At 64.6% G+C, this 13069-nt stretch carries 12 protein-coding genes; 8 read left to right on the plus strand and 4 right to left on the minus strand.

The window, feature by feature from the left end:
- The first annotated feature begins 122 nt into the window (after positions 1 to 122).
- The 7 genes from dusB to hflX all read left to right on the plus strand — a co-directional run bounded on the left by dusB (position 123) and on the right by hflX (position 9601).
- Positions 123 to 1124, plus strand: a complete 1002-nt coding sequence (gene dusB / locus YY7_RS0125020; protein ID WP_028165640.1) for a tRNA dihydrouridine synthase DusB — start codon at positions 123 to 125, stop codon at positions 1122 to 1124.
- On the plus strand, positions 1121 to 2296 hold the full coding sequence (locus YY7_RS0125025) for a two-component system sensor histidine kinase NtrB (protein ID WP_028165641.1): 1176 nt from the start codon (positions 1121 to 1123) through the stop codon (positions 2294 to 2296). The genes dusB and YY7_RS0125025 overlap by 4 nt, the downstream gene beginning before the upstream one ends.
- Before the next feature lie 9 nt (positions 2297 to 2305).
- Entirely contained in the window at positions 2306 to 3748 is a 1443-nt protein-coding gene (ntrC, locus tag YY7_RS0125030) for a nitrogen regulation protein NR(I) (RefSeq protein WP_028165642.1), read from the plus strand.
- A gap of 189 nt (positions 3749 to 3937) precedes the next feature.
- On the plus strand, positions 3938 to 6310 hold the full coding sequence (locus YY7_RS0125035; RefSeq protein ID WP_028165643.1) for a sensor histidine kinase: 2373 nt from the start codon (positions 3938 to 3940) through the stop codon (positions 6308 to 6310).
- Positions 6311 to 6326: 16 nt separating this feature from the next.
- A complete protein-coding gene (locus YY7_RS0125040; protein WP_028165644.1) occupies positions 6327 to 7697 on the plus strand; it encodes a sigma-54-dependent transcriptional regulator in 1371 nt (456 codons plus the stop codon).
- A 261-nt stretch (positions 7698 to 7958) separates the two neighbouring features.
- Complete coding sequence (gene hfq / locus YY7_RS0125045) at positions 7959 to 8207, plus strand: RNA chaperone Hfq (RefSeq protein ID WP_027578348.1); 249 nt, start codon at positions 7959 to 7961, stop codon at positions 8205 to 8207.
- Between the two features lie 11 nt (positions 8208 to 8218).
- The gene (gene hflX, locus YY7_RS0125050; RefSeq protein ID WP_028165645.1) at positions 8219 to 9601 is read left to right on the plus strand and encodes a GTPase HflX; all 1383 of its coding nucleotides are present in this window, start codon (positions 8219 to 8221) and stop codon (positions 9599 to 9601) included.
- Positions 9602 to 9679: 78 nt separating this feature from the next.
- Here the strand turns inward: hflX and mazG are convergent, their stop codons facing one another.
- Positions 9680 to 10510, minus strand: a complete 831-nt coding sequence (gene mazG / locus YY7_RS0125055) for a nucleoside triphosphate pyrophosphohydrolase (protein ID WP_028165646.1) — start codon at positions 10508 to 10510, stop codon at positions 9680 to 9682.
- A 127-nt stretch (positions 10511 to 10637) separates the two neighbouring features.
- On the opposite strand from mazG, the gene queC reads away from it, so the two are divergent.
- Complete coding sequence (queC, locus tag YY7_RS0125060) at positions 10638 to 11354, plus strand: 7-cyano-7-deazaguanine synthase QueC (protein WP_028165647.1); 717 nt, start codon at positions 10638 to 10640, stop codon at positions 11352 to 11354.
- Here queC and YY7_RS0125065 read toward each other — a convergent pair.
- Genes YY7_RS0125065 through nthA form a run of 3 tightly spaced genes read right to left on the minus strand, consistent with a single transcriptional unit; the run spans position 11351 to position 13016 of the window.
- Positions 11351 to 11731, minus strand: coding sequence for a nitrile hydratase accessory protein (locus tag YY7_RS0125065; RefSeq protein WP_028165648.1), 381 nt, complete (start codon positions 11729 to 11731; stop codon positions 11351 to 11353). The two genes, queC and YY7_RS0125065, sit on opposite strands and share 4 nt — an antisense overlap.
- The gene (nthB, locus tag YY7_RS0125070) at positions 11731 to 12390 is read right to left on the minus strand and encodes a nitrile hydratase subunit beta (protein WP_028165649.1); all 660 of its coding nucleotides are present in this window, start codon (positions 12388 to 12390) and stop codon (positions 11731 to 11733) included. The genes YY7_RS0125065 and nthB overlap by 1 nt, the downstream gene beginning before the upstream one ends.
- Positions 12387 to 13016 carry a nitrile hydratase subunit alpha gene (gene nthA / locus YY7_RS0125075; protein WP_028165650.1) on the minus strand — a complete coding sequence of 210 codons (630 nt, stop codon included), beginning with the start codon at positions 13014 to 13016 and terminating at the stop codon, positions 12387 to 12389. Before nthA ends, nthB begins: the two co-directional genes overlap by 4 nt.
- Between the last annotated feature and the right edge of the window lie 53 nt (positions 13017 to 13069).

A 13069-nucleotide genomic window follows, 5' to 3' on the forward strand; every position in this document is an offset into this window, starting at 1 on the left:
CATAGGCATAATGCTTGACTGCACAAGAATTGTGCTCAAAATAGAGGACAGCGGCGCGATGAGGCTGCCGCCAGTAACACGAGAAGCCTGTGACCAGCCTCGCAAGAACGCGTCGTAACCCTTTGAAAATAGGTGACATTACTGTCGCCAACCTGGTGCTTCTCGCCCCCATGTCCGGCGTGACCGATGCCCCGTTTCGGCGTCTCGCAGCGAGTCTCGGCGCGGGGCTTGTCGTCTCGGAGATGACCGCAAGCGACGATCTTGCGCAGGGCAGACCAATCTCGCTTTTGCGCTGCGAGGCGGCCGGGATCGGGCCGCATGTGGTCCAACTCGCCGGGTGCGAGACCCGCTGGATGGCCGAGGGCGCGAGGATCGCGGAAGCCGCCGGCGCCGACATCATCGATATCAATATGGGCTGTCCGGCGCGCCACGTGACCGGCGGCCAGTCCGGCTCCGCTTTGATGCGCGACCTCGATCACGCGACAAGCCTGATCGAGGCGACGATCGCCGCGGTCAAGGTGCCGGTGACACTGAAGATGCGGCTGGGCTGGGATGATCGCTCGCGCAACGCTCCGGAACTGGCGCGCCGCGCGCAGGCCGCCGGCGCGCAGATGGTGACGGTGCACGGCCGCACCCGCTGCCAGTTCTACAAGGGCGAGGCGGATTGGACCGCTGTGCGCGAAGTCAGGGACGCCGTCTCGATCCCGCTCGTCGTCAATGGCGACATCACCTCCTTCGAGAGGGTGGTGACCGCGCTCGATGAGTCCGGCGCGGACGCGGTCATGATCGGACGCGGCGCGCAGGGGCAGCCCTGGCTACCCGGGCAGATCGCGCGCCGGCTCGAGACCGGCATCGCCGAGCAGGCGCCGCCGCTCGCCGAGCAGCTCAGCCATATGCGCGAGCTCTATGATGCTGTCCTGAGCCATTACGGGGTCCGTGTCGGGCTCAAGCATGCGCGAAAACATCTCGGTTGGGCGCTGGAGATCGCCGCCCACTGCAGCCGCGCTCCGGCCGCGGCGCTGAAGGGCTGGCGGCAAAGCATCCTGACCTCGGACGAGCCCTCGCGTGTGCATCAATCGCTTCAGGATGCTTATGACGATTTTGCATGGAGTGCTGCTGCATGACATCAGCCGCAGAGAATCGCCGGCGCATGCCCTCCGACGGCGAGGCCATCCTCAACGCGCTGCCGAACCCGGTGCTGCTGGTGGCGCCGGATGGCCGTATCGTCGACGCCAATATCGCCGCCGAATCATTTTTCGAGATCTCCACGCAATTCCTGCAGCGGCAGTCGCTGAAGGAACTGGTGCCGTTCGGCAGCCCGCTGCTGGCGCTGATCGACCAGGTGCGTACCTCGGGCTCGCCGGTCAACGAATACAAGGTCGACCTCGGCACGCCGCGGATCGGCGGCGACCGCCAGGTCGATCTGCATGTGGCGCCGGTCACGGAACGGCCGGGGCATATCGTCGTGATGCTGCAGGAGCGCACCATCGCCGACAAGATGGACCGGCAGCTCACCCATCGCAGCGCCGCGCGCTCCGTGATCGCGCTGGCGGCGATGCTGGCGCATGAGATCAAGAACCCGCTGTCGGGCATCCGCGGCGCGGCGCAACTCCTGGAGCAGCAGGCCTCCTCGGATGACCGCATGCTGACCCGGCTGATCTGCGACGAGGCCGACCGCATCGTCACCCTGGTCGACCGCATGGAAGTGTTCGGCGACGATCGGCCGGTCGCCCGCGGCCCGGTCAACATCCATTCGGTGCTCGACCACGTCAAACGGCTGGCGCAGTCCGGCTTCGCGCGCAACGTCCGTTTCATCGAGGACTACGACCCGTCGCTGCCGCCGGTTCTCGCCAACCAGGATCAGCTCATCCAGGTGTTCCTCAACCTGGTGAAGAACGCCGCCGAGGCGGTGGCCGATCTCGGCACAGATGCGGAAATTCAGCTCACCACCGCGTTCCGTCCAGGCGTCCGGCTTTCGGTGCCCGGCAAGAAATCGCGGGTGTCGCTGCCGCTGGAATTCTGCGTCAAGGACAACGGCTCCGGCGTGCCGGAAGACCTGTTGCCCAATCTGTTCGATCCCTTCGTCACCACAAAACAGACCGGCAGTGGCCTCGGGCTTGCGCTCGTCGCCAAAATCGTCGGCGATCACGGCGGCATCATCGAATGCGAATCCCAGCCGCGGAAGACCACCTTCCGCGTGCTGATGCCGATGTACAACCCCGCCAAACAAATCGACCAAAGCAGCCGCGAGGACGTTCCGGGTACGCCATCGCATGCCTCACAGGACGCAAGATGAGGAAAGACAATGCCCGCAGGTAGCATTCTCGTTGCTGATGACGACACCGCCATCCGCACGGTTCTCAACCAGGCTCTGTCACGCGCCGGGTACGAGGTGCGGTTGACCGGCAACGCGGCGACGCTGTGGCGCTGGGTCAGCCAGGGCGAGGGCGATCTCGTCATCACCGACGTGGTGATGCCCGACGAGAACGCGTTCGACCTGTTGCCGCGGATCAAGAAGATGCGGCCGAACCTGCCCGTCATCGTCATGAGCGCGCAAAACACCTTCATGACGGCGATCAGGGCTTCCGAGCGCGGCGCCTACGAATATCTGCCGAAGCCGTTCGACCTGAAGGAGCTGATCACCATCGTCGGCCGAGCACTCGCCGAGCCGAAGGAGAGGGTGACGAGCGCCGCCGACGACTCCGAATTCGACTCGATCCCGTTGGTCGGCCGCTCGCCGGCGATGCAGGAAATCTACCGCGTGCTGGCGCGGCTGATGCAGACCGACCTCACCGTGATGATCTCGGGCGAGTCCGGCACCGGCAAGGAACTGGTCGCTCGTGCGCTGCACGACTACGGCAAGCGGCGGAACGGCCCCTTCGTCGCCGTCAACATGGCCGCGATCCCGCGCGACCTGATCGAGTCGGAATTGTTCGGCCATGAGCGCGGCGCGTTCACCGGCGCCAATACCCGCGCCTCGGGCCGCTTCGAGCAGGCGGAGGGCGGCACCCTGTTCCTCGATGAGATCGGCGACATGCCGATGGAGGCGCAGACCCGGCTGCTGCGCGTGCTGCAGCAGGGGGAATACACCACCGTCGGCGGACGCACCCCGATCAAGACCGACGTGCGCATCGTCGCCGCCAGCAACAAGGATTTGCGGATACTGATCCAGCAGGGCCTGTTCCGCGAAGACCTGTTCTTCCGCCTGAATGTGGTGCCGCTGCGGCTGCCGCCGCTGCGCGAGCGGATCGAGGATCTGCCCGACCTGATCAGGCACTTCTTTGCGCTCGCTGAGAAGGACGGTCTGCCGCCGAAGAAGCTCGACGCCCAGGCGCTGGAGCGACTGAAGCAGCACCGCTGGCCCGGCAACGTCCGCGAGCTGGAAAACCTCGCACGTCGGCTGGCGGCGCTTTATCCGCAGGATGTGATCACCGCGTCCGTCATCGATGGCGAACTGGCCCCGCCGGCCGTCAACTCCGGCGGCAACACGCCGCACGGGGTGGACAATCTCGGCGGCGCGGTCGAGGCCTATTTGTCCTCGCACTTCTCCGGCTTCCCGAATGGCGTGCCGCCGCCGGGGCTCTACCACCGCATTCTCAAGGAGATCGAGGTGCCGCTGCTGACGGCCGCGCTCGCGGCCACCCGCGGCAACCAGATCCGCGCCGCCGACTTGCTCGGCCTCAACCGCAACACGCTGCGCAAGAAGATCAGAGACCTCGATATTCAGGTCTACCGGAGCGGGGGCTAGCCCCGATCCGTCATTCCGGGACACGGCGACGCGAACCCGGAATGACGAAACTTCCCGACAAGGGCTGTGGAACCCTGTTCATTCCTGGGCAGGCGCCGCGGAAATGTCGCAATTCGGCAACATTGTGATATGATTGCATCAGTCCGCTCGATCAGTGGACGTTGAGGCCTTCAGTTCATCCTTGCCGGAATGACCAGCCCAGAGACCACGGCCCAGCCGTTCGATCCATCGCGTACCGAGAAAATGGGACTGCCGCTTGCGAAGTGGCTGGCGCCCTTTGCGATCGCGGTTGCGCTTTTGTCGGCGTTCCTGACCTTCGTGGTGCTGACGGGGCTGACCCCGATCGAGCCGACCAAGCACGTCGTCTATTCATTCCTGCTGATCAACGCAGGCACGATCCTGCTGCTCCTCGGGATCATCATCCGCGAAATCTGGCAGGTAATTCAGGCCCGGCGCCGCGGCCGTGCGGCGGCGAGGCTTCACGTCCAGATCGTCAGCCTGTTTTCCATCATTGCGGTGTTGCCTGCGGTGGTGGTCGCGATCGTCGCCAATGTCATGCTCGATCGCGGCCTCGACCGGCTGTTTTCGGGACCGACGCGGGTAGCGATCCAGAATTCGGTGACGATCGCCGGCGCCTACATGCAGGAGCATGCGCAGCTCATCCGCGGCGACGTCCTGGGGATGGCAAACGACCTCGCCCATGCAAGGCCACTGTATGACCAGGATCGCATGACGTTCATGCAGCTCCTGACGGCGGGCGCGGCGGCGCGTAATCTGCCGGTTGCGCTGCTGTTGGACAAGGGCGGCAACGTCCTCGACAGCGCGGATACCGGTAGTCGTCTGAACTACGCACTGCCACCGCTCGAAATTCTCAAGAACATCAACGAGACCGAGCCGGAAATCTCGGTTTTCCCCGAAAGCTATGTCGCGTCCGTGGTCCGGCTGCGGGCTTATGACGACACGTTCCTGTACGTGGCGCGTCTGCTTGATCCGACCATCGTTGCCCAGCTCAAGCAGACCCAGGCCAGCGCTGCCGAATATGCCGCGATCGAAGCGCAGAGGCTCGGCATCCAGGTGACCTTCGCGCTGGTGTTTGCGGTGATTGCGCTGACCATTCTGGTCGCGTCGGTACTGATCGGGCTCAATTTCGCCAATTGGCTCGTGTCGCCAATCCGCAGTCTGATGAGCGCCGCCAATCAGGTGTCAACCGGCGACCTCAACATCCAGGTTCCGGTCCATAGATCGGAAGGCGATCTCGCCCAGCTCGGGCAAACCTTCAACAAGATGACGCAGGAGTTGCGGACCCAGCGCGATGAACTCGTCAATGCCAGCGAACTGATCGACAGCCGCCGGCGCTTCATCGAGGCCGTGCTGTCATCGGCCAGCGCCGGCATCATCGGCGTCGATCCGTCCGGCAGCGTCGGCACCCTCAATCGCTCGGCGGAGAAGCTGATCGGCCACGCCGAATCGGAGACCTTGGGTCATCCGCTCTCGGACGTGCTTCCCGAGCTTGACGAGATGATGAAGACGGCACGGGAGGGCACCCAGCGGCTGGTCCAGGGCCAGATCACCATCACGCGCGACGGCCACGAGCGCAATTTGTCGGTCCGCATCTCCGCCGAAAAGACCAGCCACTCCTGGGACAATTACATCATCACGCTCGACGACATCACCGAACTGGTCTCGGCCCAGCGCACCTCAGCCTGGGGCGATGTCGCCCGCCGTATCGCGCATGAGATCAAAAATCCGCTGACCCCGATCCAGCTCTCGGCCGAACGCATCCGCCGCAAATTCGGCAAGACCATCACCGAGGAGAAGGACAAGTCCATCTTCGAACAATGCACCGACACCATCGTGCGCCAGGTCGACGACATCAGGCGCATGGTCGACGAATTCTCGCGCTTCGCCCGCATGCCGAAACCGGTGATGGAAGGCGAGGATGTCGCCGACACCGTGCGGCAGGCGGTGTTCCTGATGAAGGTCGCGCACCCCGAGCTCGATATCGTGGCCGACATCAAGCAGGACCCGATGCGGGCGCAGTTCGATCGCCGGCTGATCTCGCAGGCGCTGACCAACATCATCAAGAACGCGACCGAAGCGATCGAGCAGGTGCCGCCGGAAGAGCTGGGCAAGGGGCGGATCGACGTCATCGCGCAGCGCGAGGGCGAGGAGATCATCATAGACGTCATTGACAACGGCATCGGTCTGCCGAAGGTCGCGCGCGCGCGTCTGCTCGAGCCCTATGTCACGACGCGCCAGAAGGGCACCGGGCTCGGGCTTGCGATCGTCGGCCGCGTGCTCGAAGACCATGGTGGCCGCATCGAGCTCAAGGATGCTTCCGACTTCCGTCCCGGCCAGCGCGGTGCCTGGATGCGGCTTCGATTCGCCGTCTCCGGCCAGCCGCCGAACGCGGGGACCAAGGAGCCGCCTCCGGCGGCCGGCTCCGAGTCGCAGCAGTCAAGCGCGCGGGACGAAGAAAAAAATCCGCCGGCGTCCGCGACCAGCGACCCGGCATCCACGACCAATATCCAAGCGAAAATCCAAGCAGCGACAGGCGACTGACAGGCAGGTGTAACCCATGGCAAGTGACATTCTGATTGTCGACGATGAAGCAGACATTCGCGACCTCGTTGCCGGCATCCTCGAAGACGAAGGCTTTTCCTCGCGCACCGCGCGCGACAGCGATTCGGCGCTGGCGGAGATCGCCAACCGTCGCCCGCATCTGGTCTTCCTCGACATCTGGCTGCAGGGCTCCAAGCTCGACGGGCTGCAGCTCCTGGAGCAGATCAAGAAGGACAATGCCGACCTGCCGGTGGTGATGATCTCCGGCCACGGCAACATCGAGACCGCGGTCGCTGCGATCAAGCGCGGCGCCTATGACTTCATCGAAAAGCCGTTCAAGTCGGACCGGCTGATCCTGGTCGCCAACCGGGCGCTGGAGAATTCGCGCCTCAAGCGCGAAGTGAAAGAACTCAAGCAACAGGCTCCAACTGCAAGCATTTTGACCGGCCGCTCCGCCTGCATGAACCAGTTACGCCAGACCATCGAGCGCGCCGCCAAGGCCAACAGCCGCATCCTGATCGTGGGGCCGGCAGGCTCCGGCAAGGAGCTGGTGGCGCGAACGCTGCACCAGGCATCGAGCCGCGCCGACGGCCCGTTCGTCGTCATCAACGCGGCTGCGATCACGCCCGAGCGGATGGAGGTCGAGTTGTTCGGCGTCGAGGCTTCCAATGGTGAGCAGCCGCGCAAGCCGGGCGCCCTGGAAGAGGCGCATGGCGGCACGCTGTTCATTGACGAGATCGCTGATATGCCGCGCGAAACCCAGAACAAGATCTTGCGCGTGCTGGTCGACCAGACGTTCCAGCGCTCCGGTGGCACCGCAAAGGTCCATGTCGACGTCCGCATCATCTCCTCCACGGCGCGCAACCTGGAGGAGGAGATCGCGGCCGGCCACTTCCGCGAGGATCTCTACCATCGCCTGTCGGTGGTGCCGATCCGGGTGCCGCCGCTGTCGGAGCGTCGCGAGGATATTCCCGAACTGATCGACTATTTCATGGACCAGATCTCGGCGGCGACCGGCCTGCCGAAACGGCAGATCGGCCAGGACGCGATGGCGGTGCTGCAGTCCCATGTCTGGCCCGGCAACGTCCGCCAGCTCCGCAACAATGTCGAGCGGGTGATGATTCTGGCCGGCGGCGGCCCCGAGGCGATCATCACCGCGGACATGCTGCCGCAGGACGTCGGCTCGATGGTGCCGGCGATGCCGACCAGCAGCAATGGCGAGCACATCATGGGATTACCGCTGCGCGAGGCGCGAGAGGTATTCGAGCGCGACTATCTGATCGCCCAGATCAGCCGGTTTTCCGGCAATATCTCGCGCACGGCGGAGTTCGTCGGGATGGAGCGCTCCGCGCTCCATCGCAAGCTCAAGGCCTTGGGGGTCGGCTGAGCCAACCGGTCGCAGATCCATGCAATTGACTGGGAATGATCGCTTTTTTCCCCATGCTTTTGCGGCAATTGCCGATTCTTGTTCATGGGTGGCGCGTCAACCGGCTTGCCTAATGGGCGGGCCTGCCCTCTAATCCTACCGCCGAGCCTGTCAGAGGGGGAACTCAGGACAGGCCGGCGACCGGGGAAAGGCTCCATCAGAGGGCTCCAACCGGTTCCAACATTCCAATAAGAAGAACCACAAGACGGCGGGACAACAAAAATGGCGGCAGACCGCGCTCAAAATCTACAAGACACCTTCCTAAATCATGTTCGTAAGACCAAGACGCCACTGACGATCTTTCTGGTGAATGGCGTTAAACTGCAGGGTATTGTCACCTGGTTTGACAATTTCTGCCTTTTACTCCGGCGCGACGGTCATTCGCAGCTTGTCTACAAGCACGCGATCTCGACCATCATGCCGGGCGCACCGATCCAGTTGTTTGAAGGTGGTGAAGATACACAGGGTTGAGAGTGAACTGATTGGAGCCCCGTAATCGTGAAGGGGCCGCCGACCGGCCACGGTCGGCGGAGGGAATTGAGACGGGCCGGGTGATTGTCGTCGGCCCGTACATGCGCATGCGCCGCGGCGAGGCCGAGGCGCAAGCGGAGGCCTTTGTCCGCGATTTCGAAGGGCGGATCGAGGAGGCGGCCGGGCTTGCGCGCGCCATCGACCTTGCGGTGATCGACAGCGTGATCGCCCCCGTCAGCCAGATCAGGCCGGCGACCTATCTCGGCAAGGGCAAGGTCGAGGAGATCACCGGCCTCGTCGCCAGCCACAACATCGAGCTCGTGGTGATGGATTGCGCGCTGTCGCCGATCCAGCAGCGCAACCTCGAGAAGGCCTGGAACACCAAGGTGCTCGACCGCACCGGTCTGATCCTGGAGATCTTCGGCCGCCGCGCCAAGACCAGGGAAGGCGCGCTGCAGGTCGAGCTCGCGCATCTCAATTACCAGCGCAGCCGGCTGGTGCGGTCATGGACCCATCTGGAGCGTCAGCGCGGCGGCTTCGGCTTCATGGGCGGCCCCGGCGAAACCCAGATCGAGGCCGACCGGCGGCTGATCAGCGAGCGCATCACCAAGCTCGAAAGCGAGCTGAAGAAGGTTCAGGCGACGCGGCGATTGCACCGCGCCGGCCGCCAGCGTGTGCCGTACCGCGTGGTGGCGCTGGTTGGCTACACCAATGCGGGCAAGTCGACGCTGTTCAACCGGCTGACCCGTGCCGATGTCCAGGCCGCCGATATGCTGTTCGCGACGCTCGATCCGACGCTCCGTGCGCTGCATCTGCCGCATGGTGGCAAGGCGATGCTGTCTGATACCGTCGGCTTCATCTCCAACCTGCCGACACAGCTCGTCGCGGCATTCCGCGCCACGCTGGAAGAGGTGCTGGAAGCCGATCTCATCCTCCACGTCCGCGACATCTCGCATGAGGATGCCGAGGCCCAGGAGCGCGACGTCGAGGCGGTGCTGCGCCAGCTCGGGATCGATCCCGATGCCGACGGCGGCCAGCGCATCATCGAAGTCTGGAACAAGATCGACTGCTTCGATCCCGAGGAGCGCGCGAATTTGCGCAACATCGCCGCCCGCCGTCCGCCGGAGCGGCCGGCCTTCCTGGTCTCCGCCTGGAGCGGGGAGGGCGTCAACGAACTGCTCGCCGCGATCGAGGATCGGCTGGCGGCAAAGCGCATGACGCTGGACCTGTCGATCGATGCCTCCGACGGCGCCGGCATTAGCTGGCTGCACCGCAATTCCGAAGTGCTCGACAAGAAGCTGCATGACGGCCGCTTTGATATGACCGTGCGCGTCGACGAGACGAAGCGCGATATCGTCGTGTCACGCTTCGATGCCGTGCCGCATGTGATGTGAGCGGAAGCCCCGTAGCCCGGATGGAGCGCAGCGCAATCCGGGACCGGTCGAGCCAAACCCAAGAACCCCGGATTTCGCTTACGCTCCATCCGGGTTACGGGCACCTTTCGCTTCGTTCCACAGCGCATCCATCTCTTCGAGAGATGCGTCTTGCGGCGAACGCCCCTTCGCCTCTAACGCGCGCTCGATATAGGCAAAGCGGCGCTCGAATTTGGCGTTGGTGCCGCGGAGTGCGGTTTCCGGATCGGCGCCGACGTGCCGCGCGAGATTGACCACCGCGAATAGGAGGTCGCCGGTTTCTTCCGCCAGTTCATCGGCATCGGCCCCGTCGAGTGCGGCCTCGATCTCGTCAGCCTCCTCGCGGATTTTCTTCAACACCGCGCGCGGATCGTTCCAGTCGAAGCCGACGGTCGACGCCTTGCGCTGCAGCTCCATCGCGCGCGTGAGGGCAGGCTGGCCGGCCTTGACGCCGGCAAGCAACGATTTGTGCCCGGCCTCTTGCGGCGGCCGGCGCGCCGCACGCTCGGCCTTCTCCTCGGCCTTGATGCGATCCCAGACTTCCTTGACGTGGGAGGGGGCGAGATTGCCGTCCTTGTCGGCGAACACATGCGGATGCCGCCGGATCATCTTCCTGGTGATCGCCTCCACAACGTCGCCGAACGCAAAGGCGTTCTGCTCCTCCGCCATGCGGGCGTGGAACACGACCTGCAGCAGCAGATCGCCGAGTTCTTCCCTGAGATCGTCGAGATCGCCGCGGGTGATGGCATCCACCACCTCATGGGCTTCCTCGATCGTGTAAGGGGCGATGGTCGCAAAGTTCTGCTCGAGGTCCCAGGGGCAGCCGGTCACCGGCGTGCGCAAGGCGGCCATGATCTCGATGAGGCGTGAAATGTCGCGGGAAGGGGTCATGCGGCCACCAGAATTCTGCTTGTCCCGCTTTATGCCGTAAGCGACCGGCCGATCCCAGCGGAACACGCTGAAATATGCCGATTTCCACCGGTTGGCCGCAATTGCTGGCGGTGCTAAAGCGCGCACCATGAGTGAAGATTTATCGTCCGAAACCGCGCTGGTGCTGTTCTCCGGCGGCCAGGATTCCACCACCTGCCTTGCCTGGGCGCTCAAGCATTTTGCGCGCGTCGAAATGCTTGGCTTTGCCTATGGGCAGCGCCACGCGATTGAGCTCGAATGCCGGGAGGGGCTGGTTTCCGGCATCACGGCACTGCGGCCGGACTGGGCTTCAAAGCTGGGCGAGAGTCACACGCTGGAAATCCCGACGCTCGCCGAAATTTCCGACACCGCGCTAACACGTGACGTCGCGATCGCGATGGGCGCGGACGGCTTGCCCAATACTTTCGTGCCCGGACGCAACCTCGTATTCCTCACCTTCGCGGCCGCGCTGGCCTACCGGCGCGGCATCCGCCACATCGTCGGCGGCATGTGCGAGACTGACTATTCCGGTTATCCCGATTGCCGCAACGAGACCATCAAGGCACTGCAGTCGGCGCTCAGCCTCGGCATGGCCAAGGATTTCGAACTGCACACGCCGCTGATGTGGCTGAGCAAGGCCGAAACCTGGAAGCTCGCTCATGAACTCGGCGGCACCGGCCTGGTCGACCTGATCCGCGAGCACTCCCATACCTGCTATCTCGGCGACCGCGGCGCGCCGCACGACTGGGGCTACGGCTGCGGCGAATGCCCGGCGTGTACGCTGCGGGAGAGGGGATGGCGGGAGTATGCGGCCGCCCAACGCTAGCCCGCAAAATCCTCCGGCCGCAGTTCGATCGGCTTGCCGTGCGGGGTGCGGTCGGCGGCATGGTCCCAGGCGTCGCGGTAGCGGTGCAGGGTCTCGGCGGTGGCGACGCCTTTTTCGGCGACGAGATGTTCCAGCGTCGCGAGCCAGTGGCGATAATAAGTCTCGCCGGTGTCGGGATCGCCTTCCGCCTGTGCGCGCTTGATCTGGTCGGCGAGGGCTGCGGCCCATTCGTTCCAGGTGAACAACCCGCGCTCGTGCAGCGTTAGCGCCATTGCAAAGGCCTGCGCTTCCCAGGGCTCGCGGAACACCGGGCCGTCATCGTCGCGCGGGATGCTCGGCACGGCGGCGGTGGCGCGCGCGGCTGCGGCGCTGTCCATCACACACGCTCCAGATATGGCTCGAAGGCGTCGACCGAAATCTTGACGGTCGGATCGGACTCCGGGCCCCACAATTCGGTCCCGTCGAACACCACGGTGTAGAGCCACTGCGGGTTCTCGCCGGCTTCCATTGCGGCGGAGTCCGGAAACACGTGACAGCCATGGTCGCGCTCGACCACGCCGACATGGCCGCGCACATAGCGGGGCAGCCGCGTGTGCGTGAGGGGGTGGATGTTCTTCGCGCGCACCCTGTCGCCTGCCTTGAACTTTGCGGGCGCCGGCGCCGTGCGGCCGAACTTGCCGCGCACCATCACGCGCTCGACGTCATCGAGCTCGAATTTGCCATGCTTGAGCGCCTTTGGCGGCTGCACCGCGTGGCCCGTTGCGACTTCGTCTTTTGCGATGAACCCCTTGTCCAGCAAGAGGTCCTCGAGCCCGAGCAGCCACTTCGTGTAATAGCAGCTCGCGAGATAGATGTGCGGCGGCAAGGCTTCGCGATAATAGCGCGAGGTGTCGATGTTGAAGGCGCCGGCCGCGCCCATCGCGCGCACCATCGCCATCACCCGCGCTTCCCATGCGGCATGGAACATCGGCTCGTTCGGCTCGGGCTCGACCTTGCCGAACCCGTCCATGCCGCCCATGTCGTGCACGCCGTTCATGACGGCGCTCCCGGCCGCCTCGGGAACCCGGTGCCGATCATGGAATCGCGTGTCACGAGGTCCGCAAGCTGCGCCTCGCTCCAGCCCTCGGTGCCTTCGGGCCGCATCGGCAGCACCAGGAAGCGCGTCTCGGCGGTCGAGTCCCACACCCGGATTTCGGTCACCTTCGGCAGCGTCACGCCGAAATCGGCGAGCACGCCGCGCGGATCCTTCACGGCGCGCGAGCGATAAGGCGCGGCCTTGTACCAGACCGGCGGCAGGCCGAGCATTTCCCAGGGGTAGCAGGAGCACAAAGTGCACACGACCATGTTGTGGCGCTGCGGCGTGTTCTCGACCACGACAAGATGGTCGCCGACGCGGCTGACATGGCCGAGCGTGCCGACGGCCTTGCTGCCGTCCTCCAGCAGCGCCTGCTTGAACGACGGATCTGTCCAGGCCTTGGCGACGACCCGCGCACCGTTGTGCGGGCCGATCCGGGTCTCATAGGCCTGAATGATGGCGTCGAGCGCGGCCGGCTCGACATAGCCCTTCTCGGTCAAGATGGTTTCGAGCGCGCGCACGCGCAGCTCGGTCTCGGACAGTTCCGAATGGTCGTGGTCGTGATGATGATGGTCGTGATCGCTCATGGTGGCGAAGATAGGCGAAGAATCCCGGGGATGTCGAGGCATAGAGTCTGCTA

This window comes from Bradyrhizobium elkanii WSM2783 (assembly GCF_000472865.1).
Lineage (GTDB): Bacteria > Pseudomonadota > Alphaproteobacteria > Rhizobiales > Xanthobacteraceae > Bradyrhizobium > Bradyrhizobium elkanii_A.